General features: G+C 46.7%; 16 protein-coding genes and 1 pseudogene. 11 read left to right on the top strand and 6 right to left on the bottom strand.

The window, feature by feature from the left end; translation table 11 throughout:
• Together PQG66_RS11360 and PQG66_RS11355 are read right to left on the bottom strand one after the other, a co-directional pair.
• Nucleotides 1–475, bottom strand: a 475-nt coding sequence (locus PQG66_RS11360) for a hypothetical protein (protein WP_272037775.1), incomplete at its 3' end; no start/stop codon positions are given.
• Between the two features lie 310 nt (nt 476–785).
• Entirely contained in the window at nt 786–1,070 is a 285-nt protein-coding gene (locus tag PQG66_RS11355) for a hypothetical protein (RefSeq protein WP_442955095.1), read from the bottom strand.
• A gap of 88 nt (nt 1,071–1,158) precedes the next feature.
• Between PQG66_RS11355 and PQG66_RS11350 the strand changes: the two are divergent.
• Nucleotides 1,159–1,450, top strand: a pseudogene (locus PQG66_RS11350) (iron chelate uptake ABC transporter family permease subunit); the annotation flags it as partial.
• A 137-nt stretch (nt 1,451–1,587) separates the two neighbouring features.
• Here PQG66_RS11350 and PQG66_RS11345 read toward each other — a convergent pair.
• Nucleotides 1,588–2,172 (bottom strand): TetR/AcrR family transcriptional regulator, encoded by a 585-nt coding sequence (locus PQG66_RS11345; RefSeq protein ID WP_272037773.1) that lies wholly within the window; start codon nt 2,170–2,172, stop codon nt 1,588–1,590.
• Nucleotides 2,173–2,475: 303 nt separating this feature from the next.
• On the opposite strand from PQG66_RS11345, the gene PQG66_RS11340 reads away from it, so the two are divergent.
• The 5 genes from PQG66_RS11340 (at nt 2,476) to PQG66_RS11320 (ending at nt 9,278) form a co-directional block, all read left to right on the top strand.
• Entirely contained in the window at nt 2,476–3,909 is a 1,434-nt protein-coding gene (locus PQG66_RS11340) for a 4-hydroxyphenylacetate 3-hydroxylase family protein (RefSeq protein WP_272037772.1), read from the top strand.
• Between the two features lie 55 nt (nt 3,910–3,964).
• Nucleotides 3,965–5,122 carry an FMNH2-dependent alkanesulfonate monooxygenase gene (gene ssuD, locus PQG66_RS11335; RefSeq protein ID WP_272037771.1) on the top strand — a complete coding sequence of 386 codons (1,158 nt, stop codon included), beginning with the start codon at nt 3,965–3,967 and terminating at the stop codon, nt 5,120–5,122.
• 174 nt (nt 5,123–5,296) lie between these two features.
• Nucleotides 5,297–6,373, top strand: coding sequence for a dimethylsulfone monooxygenase SfnG (gene sfnG, locus PQG66_RS11330; RefSeq protein ID WP_272037770.1), 1,077 nt, complete (start codon nt 5,297–5,299; stop codon nt 6,371–6,373).
• 108 nt (nt 6,374–6,481) lie between these two features.
• On the top strand, nt 6,482–7,687 hold the full coding sequence (locus PQG66_RS11325) for an acyl-CoA dehydrogenase family protein (protein WP_272037769.1): 1,206 nt from the start codon (nt 6,482–6,484) through the stop codon (nt 7,685–7,687).
• Nucleotides 7,688–7,928: 241 nt separating this feature from the next.
• Nucleotides 7,929–9,278, top strand: a complete 1,350-nt coding sequence (locus PQG66_RS11320; RefSeq protein ID WP_272037768.1) for an amino acid permease — start codon at nt 7,929–7,931, stop codon at nt 9,276–9,278.
• Nucleotides 9,279–9,370: 92 nt separating this feature from the next.
• Here PQG66_RS11320 and PQG66_RS11315 read toward each other — a convergent pair whose 3' ends face one another.
• The 3 genes from PQG66_RS11315 to PQG66_RS11305 form a co-directional block, all read right to left on the bottom strand.
• Complete coding sequence (locus PQG66_RS11315; RefSeq protein ID WP_272037767.1) at nt 9,371–10,204, bottom strand: alpha/beta fold hydrolase; 834 nt, start codon at nt 10,202–10,204, stop codon at nt 9,371–9,373.
• A gap of 52 nt (nt 10,205–10,256) precedes the next feature.
• Nucleotides 10,257–10,679, bottom strand: coding sequence for a MarR family winged helix-turn-helix transcriptional regulator (locus PQG66_RS11310; protein WP_272037766.1), 423 nt, complete (start codon nt 10,677–10,679; stop codon nt 10,257–10,259).
• Between the two features lie 154 nt (nt 10,680–10,833).
• Complete coding sequence (locus PQG66_RS11305; RefSeq protein ID WP_272037765.1) at nt 10,834–11,904, bottom strand: ABC transporter substrate-binding protein; 1,071 nt, start codon at nt 11,902–11,904, stop codon at nt 10,834–10,836.
• A 130-nt stretch (nt 11,905–12,034) separates the two neighbouring features.
• Between PQG66_RS11305 and PQG66_RS11300 the strand changes: the two genes are divergently transcribed.
• The 5 genes from PQG66_RS11300 to PQG66_RS11280 all read left to right on the top strand — a co-directional run bounded on the left by PQG66_RS11300 (nt 12,035) and on the right by PQG66_RS11280 (nt 17,073).
• Complete coding sequence (locus tag PQG66_RS11300) at nt 12,035–13,144, top strand: FecCD family ABC transporter permease (RefSeq protein ID WP_272037764.1); 1,110 nt, start codon at nt 12,035–12,037, stop codon at nt 13,142–13,144.
• 1 nt (nt 13,145) lies between these two features.
• Nucleotides 13,146–13,913 carry an ABC transporter ATP-binding protein gene (locus PQG66_RS11295; protein WP_272037763.1) on the top strand — a complete coding sequence of 256 codons (768 nt, stop codon included), beginning with the start codon at nt 13,146–13,148 and terminating at the stop codon, nt 13,911–13,913.
• A gap of 85 nt (nt 13,914–13,998) precedes the next feature.
• A complete protein-coding gene (rnhA, locus tag PQG66_RS11290) occupies nt 13,999–14,667 on the top strand; it encodes a ribonuclease H (RefSeq protein ID WP_272037762.1) in 669 nt (222 codons plus the stop codon).
• A gap of 210 nt (nt 14,668–14,877) precedes the next feature.
• A complete protein-coding gene (locus PQG66_RS11285) occupies nt 14,878–15,753 on the top strand; it encodes an alpha/beta fold hydrolase (protein ID WP_272037761.1) in 876 nt (291 codons plus the stop codon).
• A gap of 330 nt (nt 15,754–16,083) precedes the next feature.
• The gene (locus tag PQG66_RS11280) at nt 16,084–17,073 is read left to right on the top strand and encodes a serine/threonine protein kinase (protein ID WP_272037760.1); all 990 of its coding nucleotides are present in this window, start codon (nt 16,084–16,086) and stop codon (nt 17,071–17,073) included.
• The last annotated feature ends 24 nt before the right edge of the window (nt 17,074–17,097 follow it).

The raw sequence follows: 17,097 nt of genomic DNA, 5'->3' as shown, positions 1-17,097 counted from the left end.
AGAGCGCATCTCCATTGGGATCGTGGAATAAGTAAGACACACCCAAAACGTGTGGGTCAAATTTGTTCCTATTGGGATCAAACGTAATCAAGGGCGAGCTTACAATCAGTGGTGCCAAGTTTGGATCATTGTTGTTCGAATTAGCAAAGGCTCGGAAATCAATTCTCTCTAACATCTTTCTTACGTCACTTGCAACAGCAGAAGAGGGGGAATTATTTAAATAATTCACAATGTCGCCTATGTCAAAAATCCCGTCTGTTCCAGAATTAACGACATTAGTTATGTAGTTGTAGCTAGGATCCAGCCTGAGTTTTACTTCTTGATTAGAGGATAGAATTACTTTCTTATTGAATTGCACGTTAGGAGATGCTTTAGCTAATTGAATAAATGGAGAAACTTGAGAAGTTAGCATCATAGCTAAAGATATGACAGCAGTTTTTTTTTTTAGATTTCTTTTAATAAGGCGCTTTTTCATTATTAACCTCCAGAAATGTAGTTCTCAGTACTATATCGACGTGAAGTACATTGTTTATTAATATATCTGAGTTTAAGTAAATAAAGTTAAATTATCGAGTTTCCCCGTTAGTTCTAAGGATTGCTGTCTGTGTAACCATTCAAAGATGATATGGACTGCTTCCATGTATCGTTGGCCCACCAGTAAACCCGTATGGGTCGGTATGCAGCATCCAGCTGCTTGGCAGTTAGTTTGCCTCGCTGATTCTATTTGCAGGTATTTACGTTGAAAGGCGATGTCATCTGTCGTCTCATCTATACTGATCAGTTCATCACGGACAGGTGAGGAAAGATGATCCCGGGTGTAATATGATCGCTTTCAGGTAGGGTATTAACTCATGAACTACCTTACTCAGACTGGCGTCGATTACAATCAAACCTGACAGAGCAACAGTTTCAGCAATATTTTGACTGAGTATCCCACCCATACTAAAGGCGATAAGAACGGGAGGTTCGTTGAACTCGGCTAACACTTCACGAATATCCTCTAAATAATCGTCAAATGTAATCTTAGTCATATCCATGACCCGGCTCTTGTAGTGACTTCTCAGGTTCATGACATAACATGTCCAACCGTGCTGAACAAAGTGGGAATGCACTTGCTCCACATCCAGCTGCCTGTATAAGCCCCGTGAACAAACAGGAATGGTGGCCTCGGAGTCATTGGGGGCAACACCAATCGAAGTAGGTTCCTTTTCGGATATTATCTGGCAGATTCGTTTCCCGAGTGTGCTGATGGCCATGTTCATCGGTGCAGGTCTGGCCCTATGTGTTGCGGTGATGCAGGCAGCTGTGCAGAATCCGTTAGCAGATCCGTACATTGGGCATATCCTCAGGCGCTTCGCTTGGAGCAACCTTTGCAAATCTGATCGGATTCGGTGCGATTGGCTGGCTGGGCCAGACGGGTGTAGCTTTCTGGGCTTTTGCCGGAGCGATGGGGTGTCCCCGTTAGTGCTGCCCCTGGTAAATTTATGAAAGTGACTGAGAACTGGAGCCTGTATTAAACAGGCTTCAGTTTTTTGTACAAGAAAACTTCCCGTTCGACTGAGGGTTCAGGAAATCTTATGGGCATGGTCACGAAATTCCCGATGCATTATAGATACCTAGCCGGGCAAGACGGGTAAGCTGCAAAGCCATATGATGGGGAGAGTATACTTTGTTGTTTTCAAGCCATTTATGAATGATTCCACTGGTGGAGAAGCTGAGATGATCTAGTAAAATGTCCAACGGTACCTGAACTTTTTGATTGATTCCGATTCGGGTTATCCGCTGAAAAAAATGAGCTTTGATCACCTCATTCAACCTGGTACTGAAATTGCCAACAGGATTGATCAGCAGCATGACCCGGTAGAACTCATCATGCTCAAAGATATGTTCAAACAAGACCGCAAAGATCGGGTCAGGCTCGGTAAATGAGGGAACCACATCAATGGCAGCACCACGTTCCTTGAGCACATCGTCCAGCAACTGGAATTTCTCGTTTACAATGGTATCCAGCAAATCCTCCTTGTCTATAAAGTGGGCATAGAACGTTGAACGGTTGATGTTGGCTTGTTCTGCGATGTCCACCACACTGATGTCCGAGTAATTTTGCTTCGCCATAATGGTCAAAAAGGCTTCGGAGATCATGACACGAGTTCTGTGAATTCTTCGGTCCATACTTCGGGATTCATTCACTTCTAATCACCTCGAATACAACAAATTGGGATGAATTGTTGGTTAAACAACACCGTCTAGATCCGTATTTAATGCATCCATGGAAATGTGCTTACCATCCAGCCACCTTCAAATGAAGCTGAATTGTAGTTTATTTTGACGTTGCCCAACAGATCAGATATTTGTGTTTGGTAACCGTCAAAACGGAAATGATTGATTGTTGCACTCCAATGGATATTAGCTATGATAAACAATAAAACATAGCAAATCAATCGGAAAAATATAATTTGAACAAGGGGTGACATTTTGAGGGGAGACACTTTCATTTCCAGTCTGGAAGATGGACGACGTGTCTGGCTCGAAGGGCAGCAGGTCCGGAATATTTCCGAGCATGCGGCTTTTAAAGGCACACTGTCCACCATCAGGCAACTGTTTAACATGCTCGATGATCCTCTTCAACGGGAGCAGGTAGGCTTTGCTCCTGATGGACAGGAGCGATATGCACACAGCTCATTTCTCGTTCCGTACACAGCAGCCGAGCTGAACAAGCGCAGTCAGTCTTTTGCGGTCTGGTCCTCCAGTACCAGTGGCATGATGAGCCGGTTATCTGACTATGCCCGTTCCCTAGTCACCGGGTGGTATGCTGCCCGGCACGAATTATCCGAACTAGACCCGCGATTCACGGACAAAATTAGTACCTATTACCACGAGGCCAGAGACCGCGACCTTTTTCTGACGACAGCGATCATTGATCCTCAGATTGATCGTTCCAGCGGGCTGGATGATCAGCGGATCGCAGAGCGATTTCTCCATGTGGTGAAGGAAACATCTGAAGGGATTGTGGTCAGGGGAGCCAAAATGATTGCCACGGGTGCACCGTATACACATGATTTTCTCATCTTTTCGTTCCTGCAATTTCAGACTCGACATCAGAAACATGCTCATGTCTTAATCGTACCGGCGAATTCCCCAGGACTGCATATTGTGTGCAGGGAGTCGTTTGCGGACGCCAGAGAACGTAACCATCCACTCAGTGCACGATACGATGAGATGGATGCCGTCCTTTTTTTCGATGATGTTCTGATTCCTTGGGAAAGGGTGCTTCTCTATGGAGATTCTGACAAGGTCCTGAAACTTCGCGGGAACCGTACAGCCAATGGACTTGCCTTCCACCAAAATGTCGTGCGCTTTGTAGCCAAGCTGGAATTTGTCACAGGGGTGGCGTTTGCGGTAGCTGAGTCGATAGGCGTAACCGGATTTCTGCATATTCAAGAAAAGCTGGGGGAGCTGCTGACACAGATTGACGTAATCAAGGCGCTGATTATTGCAGCGGAGGCCAAAGCCTTGCCTGACGCGGCAGGCGTGCTCGTTCCTGATCTTACATATGTGGAGACGGCACGAAATTTGGGAACCAAATATTATCCACGGGCTGTTGAGATACTTCAACAAGTTGGCGCAGGTGGCTTTGTCCAGACACCTTCCGGAATTGAGGACTTCTACGGTCCGATTTCCGAACTTATGCATTTGTATTTTGAAGGGGCTGCGGTAAGTGCTGAGAAAAAAGTGGAGCTGTTCAAGCTGGCCTGGGATCTCATCGGCAGTCCGCTCGGCGCAAGACATTTATTATATGAAAAATTTTATGCAGGTGACCCGATTCGTGGCCTTGCATCCCATTACGTTCGACATGACAAATGGTCGTTAACAGCTCCTGTCTGGAAGCTGATTCAAGAGAAAAGCTAGAGCAGAGCTAGAGCTAGAACAGAATAGCCATCATATGAGCAGGAGGAGAGAACAAATGGAATTGTTTTGGTTTATCCCGACACATGGGGACGGAAGATTTCTGGGCACCCGTGAAGGTGCCAGGGCAGTGACCTATCACTATTGCAAGCAGGTAGCACAAGCTGCCGATGAGCTTGGGTTTGCAGGGGTGCTGCTGCCAACGGGAAAATCATGTGAAGACGCCTGGGTGGTTGCTTCCTCTCTGGTGTCGGTGACAGACAATCTAAAGTTTCTGGTCGCTGCGCGTCCGGGTCTGATGCTGCCGACCACGGCGGCACGAATGGCGAGTACACTGGACCGCTTCTCCAAAGGCAGACTGTTGATCAATGTCGTTGCCGGAGGGGACCCAATCGAGCTTGAAGGCGACGGTTTGTTTCTGGATCATGATGAGCGTTACACATTGACGGATGAATTTTTAACGATATGGCGCAAGGAGCTGGCGGGCGAGGAGGTCGATTTTGATGGAAAATATTTGAAGGTCCACGGTGGGTCGATCCTGTATCCGCCCATTCAGAAGCCTTATCCTCCGCTTTATTTTGGAGGCTCCTCCGATGCTGCCATGGAGGTGGCAGCCGAGCATGTGGATGTATACCTAACTTGGGGTGAGCCACCTGATCAGGTAGAGGCGAAGATCAACCGGATGCGAGAGCTTGCTGCCAGAAAGGGAAGGAGTTTGCGCTTTGGCATCCGGCTCCATGTAATCGTTCGTCCAACCGCAGAAGAAGCCTGGCAAGCCGCGAATGACCTGATCGCTCATTTGGATGAAGAGACTATTGCTTCCGCCCAGAAGATCTATGCTCGTATGGATTCCGTCGGTCAACAGCGAATGGCCAGACTGCATAACGGGGATCGTTCCAATCTGGAGATCAGCCCGAATCTGTGGGCAGGCATTGGACTGGTCAGAGGCGGTGCCGGTACAGCACTTGTAGGTGATCCCGACCAGGTTGCAGAGAGAATGAGGGAGTACGAGGCATTGGGCATTGAAACCTTCATTATGTCGGGGTACCCGCATCTGGAAGAAGCCTACCGTACTGCCGAGCTGTTGTTCCCAAAGCTGAATTATGCACAGTATGGGAACAACGGTGAACGTTCATTTATCAGTCCTTTTGGTGAGATGATTGCCAATAATACCCTTCCTGATCATGTGGTAAAAGCGCCTGCAGCTTCCAAATGATGTCGTCTGCTTTTGCATCATCTCCATTAAAAACATCATATTTTCTGGCCGATTAGACGAACTAAAGGCACCTCACATGTATAAGTTGAAGGTGTCTTTTTTGTTGCATTTCGCTCCGGTAGAGAGGGTCCTGGCCCTTGACTATAACTCATTCCATTGAAGAGGGGATTTAACATGTCCATACAATTTGCGTATTGGGTTCCTAATGTAAGTGGGGGTCTGGTTATCTCCAGCATCCCGCAAAAAACAGGCTGGTCATTTGAGGATAACGCGAGGTATGCCAGAATCGCAGAAGAGGCGGGATTTGATTATGCGTTATTGCAAACCAGATTTATGGCCAGCTATGGCGCTGAAAATCAACTGGAAGCTATTGCTCTTGCCTCTGCACTCGCGGTGGTTACAGATCGCTTGAAACTGATAGCAGCCATATTGCCAGGATTATGGCATCCCGGTCCAGTAGCAAAAGCGATTACGACGATTGACCATATCAGCCAAGGGCGAGTTGCAGTAAATATTGTTAGCGGCTGGTTCAAGGGTGAATTTCATGGATTCGGAGAACCGTGGCTGGACCATAACGAGCGTTATCGTCGCTCCGAAGAGTTCATCCGTGTGCTGAAGGAGCTGTGGACGCAAGACAAAACCAATTACCAGGGTGACTTTTACCGTATTCATGAAGCGCCACACAAACCCAAACCGATTGCACTTCCCCCTGTGTTTCAGGGAGGAAATTCGGCGGCTGCACGCGACATGGCTGCACGAGTCTCGGACTGGTATTTTATGAACGGGAATAACATCGATGGATTCCGTGCCCAGATTGAGGATGTGACCGAGCGGGCGGCGTCCTATAACCGTAAGCTGCAATTCGGAGTCAACGCATTTGCCATTGTGCGGGATACGGAAGAAGAAGCAGTGGAGGTACTGCGTCAGATTATTCTATATGCTGACCCCGAGGCCGTGGAGGGCTTTCGCAGTCAGGTCCAATTTGCAGGCAAAGCGTCTCCTGAACAGGAGGGAATGTGGGCAAATTCCAATTTTGACGACCTGGTGCAATATAATGACGGGTTCAAAACAGGTTTGATTGGTACCCCGGAACAGGTAGCAGACCGCATCATTGCGTTGAAAAAGATTGGAGTAGACCTCGTTCTTATCGGCTTTCTTCATTACGATGAGGATATTCAGGCTTTCGGTGAGAAGGTCATCCCGCTGGTTAAAGAGAAGGAGGCTGCGCTGAGCCGGGTTATAGCTACCTGAGCAGACCATTGATTTTAATAGATGAAATGAGATGGATTGGATTGGTACATCTGTATCCGTGGTGTTATTGAGGGAGAATCCCTATTTTAATTAGAGGAGAGATGACATATGAGTATTCAAGCAAACACGATTCACCCGCGGCCTGACTATGAGCAATTGAGAGCTGAAATTCGGGGCATTGTCGACGAAGTCATTACACCACGTGCGGAACTGATCGACCGTGAGGGTCGGTTCCCGCGTGAGAATCTGTCCGCGCTTGCCGAGAGCGGGTGGAATGGTGTGCTGATTCCCGAACGCTTCGACGGACGCGGCCTGGATCATGTTGCCTTTGCGATTGCGGCAGAAGAAATTGCCAAGGGATGCCCTTCGACTTCACTGGTGTATGTCATGCATGTTGGAGCCGTTCAGACGATAGCCCTCTACGGAAATGAAGATCAGAAGGAGCGCTGGCTAAAGCCGGTACGCAATGGGGCGATAGGTACGTACTCTACTAGCGAGCGCGCTTCGGGAGGTCACTGGTGGTTTAATTTCAGCGAGGCTTCCCGAGACGGGGAGGATTACATTCTGAATGCCGAAAAGTCGTTCACGACAAGCTCGGGACAAGCTGATTTTTATGTGACCCAGACCCGCACACCAGGAGCACAAGCGCCGACAGATGTGAGCTTTTTCCTTGTCGATGGACAACTGGAGGGTATTACCTCGGGGGTATGGGATGCACTTGGTGTTCGGGGGAACCATAGTGGCCCGATCACGTACGAAGGTGTCCGGATTGCAACTCAGGATAAGCTCGGTACCGAGGGACAGGGACGCGAAATTCTAGAAAGTGGTGTATCCCCCGTATATCTGATTGGCCTGGGCTCCACTTGGCTTGGAGTTGCTGAGGCAGCACTTGAGGCTGCAACCGAATATGTGAAGGGCATGGTTCATCGGGACTTTAACAAGCGTTTGGCTGATTACCAGATCATCCGCCAGCAGTTGGCTGAGGTGAAGGTGCTAATCTCCAGCTTGAAGCCATGGCAGTTATCTCTTGCGAGGCAGCTGGACGAACTTCAGGCACAGGGAAGACCGCAAGTCGAACTGTTCCTGCCGCTGGTTGAATTCAAAATTCATGCTGCGGAAGTTGCTAATAAAGCGACCAAAGCAGCGCTGGATGTTACCGGAGGTTATGGTTATAAAAAAGGCGTGTTTGAACGCCTCTTCCGTGATGCACGTGCAGGCATCGTCATGGGTCCCTCCAACAACATCGCTAGAGAGTGGATTGGCAAATCCCTGGTCGGTTTGCCGCTGGAGCTATGGTACGAGGGAGGGGATTGATTCCCGCAAGAAACTGAACAAGGTTAGGAACTTCAAAGCTGCTGTTTGTATCAAACAGGCGGCAGCTTGTTTACATTCCATTGGCCTCGATACGAATTGTGGTCATACACACTTTGAAATCTGCTTCATGATAAAAATAATAAAAAAGAATGATAGGTATTCGAGATAGATTTTTTTATATTAAATGGTATATTATTCTTCAACATAGAGAGCATGCACAGAAAGAGAGTGGTGGTATACCATGCAGGAAGAAACATTAACAAGAGGACTGAAGAACAGACATGTACAGCTGATGGCCATTGGAGGAGCGATCGGAACAGGCCTTTTTCTCGGGGCGGGCAAAACGATTCAACTAACGGGACCTTCCATTCTACTAGCTTACATTATTACGGGTATCGTGTTGTTCCTTATTATGAGGGCACTTGGGGAGCTGCTACTGAGCAATTTACAGTATCATTCCTTTGTAGATTTCGTTCGTGATTACCTGGGAAATATGGCGGCCTTTATTACAGGCTGGACTTACTGGTTTTGCTGGATTTCCATTGCGATGGCTGACATTACCGCGGTTGGCTTATACACGCAGTTCTGGTTCCCTAACGTACCTCAGTGGATGCCAGGACTGATTGCTTTGGTCATTTTGCTGGTGATGAATCTCGCTACGGTTAAACTGTTTGGGGAGATGGAGTTTTGGTTTGCTCTGATTAAAGTGTTGGCTATTTTGGCTCTGATTGTAGTGGGTTTGTATATGATTGTTACAGGATTTACAACAAATCAGGGTGCTGCAACTATAACCAACCTCTGGAGCCACGGGGGCATGTTCCCTAATGGGTTATATGGCTTCATCCTATCGTTTCAGATGGTCGTTTTTGCTTTTGTTGGTATGGAACTGGTGGGATTAACCGCAGGAGAAACGGAGAATCCAGAAAAGGTTATTCCAAAAGCCATTAACCAGATTCCCATCCGGGTATTGCTGTTCTATGTAGGAGCTCTGTTCATTATCATGAGCATCTATCCATGGAGTGCCATTGTGCCGACCGAGAGCCCATTTGTACAGGTGTTTGCGGCGGTGGGTATTGCTGCAGCGGCTGGGGTAGTGAATTTTGTCGTGTTGACGTCAGCGGCATCCGCATGTAACAGTGCGATTTTCAGTACAAGCCGTATGGTCTATTCCATGGCCAAAGATCAGAATGCACCAGAATCTTTTGCACGTGTGAACCAAAGAAAGGTTCCTGCCAATGCATTATTTTTCTCGACGGTGGTGATCTTCATCGCCATTGTGTTGAACTACATTATGCCGGAAGGTGTATTTACACTGATCACAAGTGTATCAACGGTATGTTTTATTTTCGTCTGGGGTGTCATGGTGATCTGCCACCTACTGTATAAGCGTACCCAGCCTGAGCTGGCCCGTCAAAGCAAGTTCAGATTACCGTTGTACCCTTTCTCCAACATCCTGGTTCTGATATTCCTCGCCTTTGTCATTGTAGTGCTAGCATTGGCAGAGGATACACGTGTGGCGTTGTTTGTAACACCAGTGTGGTTCGTCATCGTATCCGTTATTTATATGTTCAAAAAAAGAGCACAGATGTGACGGGGATGAATCCCGCTACATGAAGTAAAAAGCGAGTAAACGAATCACAAAAGGAGCAGTCTCCCAGGAGGTGCTCTTTTTGTGATTTGTTTTTATTCCAGATCAATCGAACCAAGCCATTCCAGCATAATATCGACGACTTCTTTATACCCTTGACCCACGAGTACACCCGTATGTGTTGTATCCCAAAGTCCGACATAATTGGCTCCTAGCTGCTTCGCGGTTAATTGGCCTCTTTGATCCTCGTCCTCTGACAACACAGCTTTAATCACCAGACTGGGACAAGTAATCAGACTCCCATCAATAGATATCCCTTTTGCCCCGCAGAGGGCGGAAAAGGTTCGAAATGCTTTTGCGGACTCCATCTGCAGATACTGGCGTTGAAATGCAATATCCTCCGAGGATTCATCGATCGTTTCAAGCTCCGGACGTATCGGAGCAGGCATAATTATTCCCGGTTCAATTCGATCTGTAACAGGGTAGGGCAGAGCATCATGAACTTCTTTGCTGATACTGGAGTCAATAACAATTAATCCTGCCAGATCAGCGGTCTCTGCAATTTTTTGACTGAGGATACCACCCATACTGAAGCCAATCAATACAGGAGGTTCAGCGATCAAGGAGAGCACTTCGCGTATATCTTCCATATAATCGTCCACCGTGATTCGGCTCAGATCCATCACTCGGCTCTTATAATGACTTCTCAGATTCAACGCATAGCAAGTCCACCCGTTCTCCACAAAATGGGGAATATACTTGCTCCACATCCAGCTTCCTGTGTATGCTCCGTGGACAAATAGAAGTGGTGGGGAAATCTTCCTACCTGGGGTGGCAGACGGATCTCCTCTGTACAGCTCAATATATAGATCGTTTTTTCCAACCAGATGTACCTCGTGTTCAGGCAAGTATTGCGTATAATCCGTCATATGAAACGCTCCTTTACGATGGTTTGATATCAAACTAATAATGCAAAAAAAATTAAAAGTTATCGTGAATTTTGATCAAAATGCGAAGCAGTTCTTTTTTCTCATCCTCTGTAATGTTGGTATAAAAGGTGTTCAGCAGTCGCTGTGAAATCTCCTCGAAGATTGGTTTTAATGCTTCACCTTTAGCCGTCAAAGCAACGTGAACGATCCGGGAATCGGCTGCATCTCTCTCTTTTGCTACATATCCCGTCCGCACTAATTTGTCGACAAGCGCGGTCACTGTGGATTTATCCTTCCGAATATTCTTGGCAATCTCCGCCATAGTCAAGCGTTGATGATTGTAGAGCGCATAGATGATATCCCCATGTGAAGTGGCGAGATCGTGAATGCCTTGTGCTGCCATTTCCGTTAGGATAAAACGATTGGTTTTCTCTTTAATTTTAGATATAAGTGAAACGGCATCTCTTGTTTTCATACATCTAATATAGTTTGGTGTCAAACTAATGTCAAGCACAAACCCAGAAACAGAGGAAGATGCCTTCGCTTGTTTCTGGGTCTGGCCATACATGGATGAATAAGTGAATAGATGATTGGATGTAGGTCACTTGTGCGGCAGAGATACCACAGAACTATTGGATCGGATTAGCCTTCATTTCTTTTTCCATCTTTTCAATCCCGTCAATAATTTGATATCCGTATCCCCAGAACTGGCTGAAATCGGTCACGTAGATTTGTTTGTTTTGAATAGCTTTCATACTCTGCAACGCAGGGTTGGCATACAGATTCTGAATCAGCTTGTTGATATCGGGTGAACCGCTGTAAGCCGAGAGTAGCAGGTAATCCGGGTCTGCGGTAATCAACTGTTCTAGGCTGACTTCGCCTTGTACGCCATCAAATGCATTCTTCAGCTTCAACAGGCTGAGTGCATCGAGCTGATACGTATCGTTCTGCATGCTGCTTACGGTAATGCTGTCTTCTGTCGCGGGTACAATATAGGCAAAGCTGTGCTCCGGCTGATCAGCAACACGGGCTTTAATCGCCTCTGCCCGTGTCTTCAGGTTGTCGATAAATGTTGCAGCTTTATCCTGCACGTCAAAAATCTGTCCGAGCTGTGTAATGTCGCTGTACAGACTCTCCAGTGTTCCCTTGTGATTGGTCGTTTGCATGAAGGTACGGATGTTCATCTCATTTAGTCCGTCTACGCTTCCCACGCCCCAGTCCGCATCAGCAAACAGGTCACCTCGTCCAAAGACCAGATCCGGGCTGGCGCCAACAACAAGTTCTTTACCTACGTAATTGTCGGACAACACTGGAATTTTGGCGAATTCGTCAGCTACATCGGGTGTTACCGCACCATAAAGTGCAGCAACCCCAACCATTTTATCAGTCAGGCCCAGCTTGATCAGCATTTCGGCAGCCGATTGAGTATTGGCAACAACACGCTCAGGTGCCTTATCAAACACCTGGGCTTTGGGTTTCCATTCTCCGCCTTCACCAGACATAGAGAAGTTTTCAACAGTAAGCGGATAGGTCGTTTGATTGGCCGTTCCCGCAGGTGCAGCGGCTTCGGTTGTCCCTGTTTGAGAAGCCGTATCTTCAGCTGTGGATGGTGTGGACGTATTGGATGAACATGCCGACAGCAGCAGTAATAACAGAGCTAGCGCAGCAAAGAAAGTGGTTCTGGACGAGCATTTCAACATGGTAATAACCCCTTTTTTGTTTGTATATTAATTGACAAAGATAATCATTCTCAATTATAATCCGAGAAAATACTTTGTAAAGTGCTAATTTAAGTTTCGCACAATTTTAATAGAATTCATGGGGGAAGAGATGGCACAGACGATTCAGGCTGGGACACAGCATTTGGGAAAAAAAGAATCCCTGATTCACAGCAAAACAGGTTTTACACTACTTATTGCAGCATTAATCGTGATTGTACTGATTTCTGCAGGTATCGCGGTCTCAATTGGACAAGTGCGTATACCGCTAGGAGAGTCTTATCGTATTCTTTTAGCCAAAATAACGGGAATGGAGTGGGGAGGCAAGCCACTTGGAGCAGGCTCCTTCACGGATATTATCTGGCAGATTCGCTTTCCACGTGTATTAATGGCGATGTTCATTGGTGCGGGTCTCGCCTTATGTGGTTCGGTTATGCAGGCTGCTGTCCAGAATCCGCTGGCGGACCCTTACATCCTTGGTATTTCCTCAGGAGCCTCGCTCGGAGCTACCTTTGCTATTCTCATCGGGTTTGGTGCGATTAGCTGGTTAGGACAGACGGGAGTTGCCTTTTGGGCGTTTGCTGGAGCCATGGGTGCAGCTTTGCTTGTTCTGACACTGGCCGGTATTCGAGGGAAAATGACATCAGTCAAGCTGGTGCTTGCTGGTATGGTTATTAATGCACTGTGCAGTGCATTTTCCAATTTCATTATCTATTTTGCGAACAATGCCGAGGGTATCAAAACAGTCACATTCTGGACGATGGGCAGTCTTGCCGCTTCCGGCTGGAACAAGTTGCCGCTAATAGGGCTGGTTGTGCTCACCGCTATATTGTTTTTCCTGCTGCAATCCCGTGTGTTAAACACGATGTTACTGGGTGATGAAGCTGCGGTTACTTTGGGAATTAACCTGAGTGTCTATCGCAGACTGTACATGATATTAACTGCGCTCGTAACGGGTGTGATGGTTGCTAGCTGTGGCATGATCGGTTTTGTCGGATTAATCATTCCGCATATCGTGAGAGGGATCGTTGGCTCGGATCATCGTAAAGTGATGCCTGTATCGGTCTTGTTTGGCGCGATATTCCTGATGTGGACAGACGTCATTGCGAGATCGCTAATCTCCAGTGTCGAACTGCCCATCGGTATTATTACAGCGATGATTGGAGCACCGATGTTTATGTACATGCTTGTCAAAAAAGGCTATGGCTTTGGAGGAAAATAACATGCAATTAACGGTCGATAATATATGCTTTTCCGTGCAGGATACAGATATCGTGCGTGATATTTCACTTCAGGTGAGGGAGAAACAATTCGTCGGGTTAATCGGACCGAACGGTTGCGGCAAATCGACGTTGCTCAAAAGTATTTATAAAGTCATTAAACCGCAGCATGGCAGCGTTATGCTGGGAGATACCGATATTTTGAAATCGAGTCCAAAAGTCACGGCCAGGCAGATGGGGGTTGTTGGTCAGTTTAACGAGTTAAGCTTTGATTTTACTGTTCGTGAGATGGTTATGATGGGGCGTACACCGCACAAAAAACTGCTGGAGACCGATAATGCAAAAGACGAACAGATTGTGGAGATGGCACTGGAAAAAGTGCAGCTGACTGGACATGCAGGCCGCAATTATACATCTTTGTCCGGCGGGGAGAAGCAACGTGTCATTCTGGCACGTGTACTTGCGCAGCAACCGGAATTTCTGATTCTGGACGAGCCGACCAATCATCTGGATATCAAGTACCAGCTTCAAATATTGAATATCGTTCGCGGACTGGACATCGGTATTCTGGCAGCGCTGCATGATCTTGAACTTGCGGCAGCCTACTGTGATTATCTCTATGTGGTGAAACGTGGACAAGTTGTTGTTCACGGAACTCCTGCCGATATTTTGACTCGTGAAATCATAGGCGAGGTATTTGAGGTGGAATGTGAGATTTATCGAAATCCGGTCACCGGAGGCTTGGGAATTGCCTATTTGAGCACACGATAATCTGGAGCTAAAGCGTCTATTTCATTTTGAATAGCCCATCGTTTACAATAGGATATTGATGCAGTAAACAAAGGAGCGGTTACGCATGGCAAAACAGAAATATTATGTAGTATGGGAAGGTAAGCAACCAGGCGTATATAACACTTGGGCGGCGTGCAAAGCTCAGACCGATCAATATGCCGGCGCCAAATATAAATCATATGAATCCAAAGAAGCTGCTGAAGAGGCATACCGTGCTGGATGGAAAGGAAACTGGGGAACAGGCGCAGGCAGTACTAGCGGTGCTTCCAAGTTCAAATCCAAGTCGGGCACCAGCGGTAGAAGTGCCGGGATGGAAACGTCGGAGGAAATTGACTATGACAGCATCTCCGTTGATGTTGGAACACGAGGCAATCCAGGGCCCGTCGAGTACAAAGGGGTGGATACCCGTACAGGCGAGGTGCTTTTTTCGGTCGGCCCGATCTCGAAAGGCACGAATAATCTAGGTGAATTTCTGGCTATTGTGCATGCACTGGCTTATCTCAAAAAAGAAGGCAGCAACAAAACGGTATACACGGATTCCGTTAATGCGATGAAATGGTTGAAACAAAAAAAAGTCGCCACAACGTTGCCGCGGGACAACTCGACTGAGGAGATTTGGCGGATGATTGATCGGGCAGAGCAGTGGCTTCGTACGAATACGTATACCAATAAAGTACTGAAATGGCAGACCAAACAGTGGGGTGAGATCAAGGCGGATTATGGGCGGAAGTAATTCTTTATCCTTAAAATAAAAAAGCTCTATGCCTGTCTAGTAGAATCGATATTTACAATATCCGATTTCCATTCTATAATCATCAGCATATGATAAGTTGCACATATGGAGGAGCCTGCTACAGGTCCTCCTTATCTTTTTTGGACCGGAAATATTCAGGTCTGAGTCACTGGAACAGGTGAGATGAGTATAACATTGCAGGAGGCAGACATGAGTTCCATTTATAGAAGTGAAGAAGGCAAGAGCAGTATTCTAGAAGAGTACGAGATATATCTGAATGCGTTGGGTGAAGGAGTTACAAGAGAATATGTCGAGACACGTTTTGGAGAAACACATGTATTGTTAACCGGGCCGCAAGATGGCAAGCCCTTGTTTATTCTTCAAGGCGGTAACTGTGTGAATCCGATGACATTATCCTGGTTCTCTTCGTTATTTCAATCCTATCGGATCATAGCGCCGGACACGATTGGTCATCCTGGGTATAGCGAGGAAACGAGCATTTCATCCCGTTTTGACAGCTTAGCCCTGTGGGTATCTGATCTTCTGGACCATTACAACATTGAGCAAAGTGCATTTATTGGTCCTTCATTTGGGGGCGGTATTATTCTCAGATTGGCTACGTATATTCCGGAGCGTATTGCGTGTTCAGTGCTGGTCGCACCTGCGGGTCTCGCGCTTAGTTCCAGAATGAAGACTGCTCAGGATATTACACTTCCACTCGTCAAGTATCGTATGACTTCTTCGCCAGCTTCTTTGCAAAAGATCACGGATAACCTGTCATGCCATTGTATGAAGGAAGCGGACAAAAATCTGATCGGTAAAATATTCAAGTATGTCAGTCTGGAACAAGATTTACCTAAGCTTGCAGAGCGGGAAGAGCTTAAGAACTATAACGCGCCTACGTTGCTACTGGTGGGTGAGAAGGACGTCTTTTTCCCGGCGGATAAATGTATTGACCGTGCACGTCAGATTATTTCGAATGTACGGGCCATTAAATATGACACGGGACATTTCCCTTCTCAGGATGCATTACATGAGATGAATGAAGAGATCCAACAGTTTTTAAGCGAGCATTATGGGAAGTAGTTTTGGAGGAGAAATGATCCAGACCATTGTGCAATCATAAAAAGGCTTGAAAACATGGGGCAATTCGTATTTTTTCGAATTAAATTAACGAATTTGCCCCTCCTGTCGATACTATTTATAGAAGAGTGCGTATATATCTTTGAAATAGGAAATGGAAGCATGAAATATCATCATGGTGCAAGAAAAATGTTTCAAACTGTGTAATTTGGTTTATATGGATGGTTGGCAATCGACCGGCATCTTAGAAGTACTCAAGAAGGATGCATATAATGAATCAAACACAGTCAAGCGCCAAGTCTTCCGATCGACAAGGTTGAAAAGAGGTTGGATATGAGAAAAGATAACTGGAACATGGCATTACAGCGCAATGTCATTCTAAATGATACATATCAGGTAAGACAGGTTCTGTCCAGCAGTGAACTGGCTATTGTGTATGTTGGACGGAATCGACACACGGGTTCGAAAGTAGCCATCAAGGAATTTTTCCCCCATCGCATTGCTGCGCGTCAGTCCAATAAGCGCAGTGTATACTGTGCTTCCCGGGGATATGGAGGGCAATTTCAGGAATTGTTGTCTGTCTTTCTTCAGGAAGGGGAGTTGTTGTCTTCACTTCATCATCCGCATATTATTTCATATGTGGACCACTTTGAAGCCAATGATACGGGATATCTGGTCACGGAATATTGCCCTGGTATAGTGCTGACAGAGTATTTGAAAGAGCGTAATCATGCGATGCAGGCCGATTTTATTACCGATACGCTGCTACCGCTGGTGGATACGGTGGAATATATACATAAACAAGGCATTCTTCATCGTGACATTAAGCCGTCGAACGTACTCGTGATGGAAGATGGGACACCTAAGTTGCTCGACTTTGGTTCAGCCGTTCGCTGGCCGATCCAGAACGGAGATAAGCAGTCCATTTTCACATCAAAAGGGTACTCGCCTCTTGAATTTTATTCTGAAAAATCGTTGCAGGGGCCAATGTCGGATATCTATAGTTTGTCCGCATTGCTTCATTATTGGACCTGTGGACAGCCACCAATGGATGTCAAACAACGTTTGTTTCAAGATGAACTGCCCTCGGTTCGCAAACATAACGAATATGTGAGTCCATGGCTTGCCCGAGTGATTCATTGGGGGCTGACGGTTCGTTCTGAGAAACGCTGTACTTCTCTGTCTTGGGTCAGAAGATCGCTGCGTGTCCAGGCTTTGGTGTGGAAGGTGCGCAAGCCAGGTACTGTAGAGTGGATGCTTGAAGAGAACGAGCATACCCAGGTCTACGAGCCGGAGCCGAAGAAGCAGCATGAGACGGCGTAACGCTGGACTTTTTTGTAAATGTGC

This window comes from Paenibacillus sp. JJ-100, assembly GCF_948329825.1.
In the GTDB taxonomy this organism is placed as follows: domain Bacteria; phylum Bacillota; class Bacilli; order Paenibacillales; family Paenibacillaceae; genus Paenibacillus.
The sequence above is the reverse complement of the archived record's forward strand: the minus strand, read 5'-3'. Positions and strand labels throughout refer to the sequence as shown.

Excerpts from the sequence above, each read along its gene's own strand:
- PQG66_RS11355 (WP_442955095.1), bottom strand. The coding sequence starts at position 1,070 with ATGAACCTGAGAAGTCACTACAAGAGCCGGGTCATGGATATGACTAAG.
- PQG66_RS11345 (WP_272037773.1), bottom strand. The coding sequence starts at position 2,172 with ATGGACCGAAGAATTCACAGAACTCGTGTCATGATCTCCGAAGCCTTT.
- ssuD (WP_272037771.1), top strand. The coding sequence starts at position 3,965 with ATGGAATTGTTTTGGTTTATCCCGACACATGGGGACGGAAGATTTCTG.
- sfnG (WP_272037770.1), top strand. The coding sequence starts at position 5,297 with ATGTCCATACAATTTGCGTATTGGGTTCCTAATGTAAGTGGGGGTCTG.
- PQG66_RS11325 (WP_272037769.1), top strand. The coding sequence starts at position 6,482 with ATGAGTATTCAAGCAAACACGATTCACCCGCGGCCTGACTATGAGCAA.
- PQG66_RS11320 (WP_272037768.1), top strand. The coding sequence starts at position 7,929 with ATGCAGGAAGAAACATTAACAAGAGGACTGAAGAACAGACATGTACAG.
- PQG66_RS11315 (WP_272037767.1), bottom strand. The coding sequence starts at position 10,204 with ATGACGGATTATACGCAATACTTGCCTGAACACGAGGTACATCTGGTT.
- PQG66_RS11310 (WP_272037766.1), bottom strand. The coding sequence starts at position 10,679 with ATGAAAACAAGAGATGCCGTTTCACTTATATCTAAAATTAAAGAGAAA.
- PQG66_RS11305 (WP_272037765.1), bottom strand. The coding sequence starts at position 11,904 with ATGTTGAAATGCTCGTCCAGAACCACTTTCTTTGCTGCGCTAGCTCTG.
- PQG66_RS11300 (WP_272037764.1), top strand. The coding sequence starts at position 12,035 with ATGGCACAGACGATTCAGGCTGGGACACAGCATTTGGGAAAAAAAGAA.
- PQG66_RS11295 (WP_272037763.1), top strand. The coding sequence starts at position 13,146 with ATGCAATTAACGGTCGATAATATATGCTTTTCCGTGCAGGATACAGAT.
- rnhA (WP_272037762.1), top strand. The coding sequence starts at position 13,999 with ATGGCAAAACAGAAATATTATGTAGTATGGGAAGGTAAGCAACCAGGC.
- PQG66_RS11285 (WP_272037761.1), top strand. The coding sequence starts at position 14,878 with ATGAGTTCCATTTATAGAAGTGAAGAAGGCAAGAGCAGTATTCTAGAA.
- PQG66_RS11280 (WP_272037760.1), top strand. The coding sequence starts at position 16,084 with ATGAGAAAAGATAACTGGAACATGGCATTACAGCGCAATGTCATTCTA.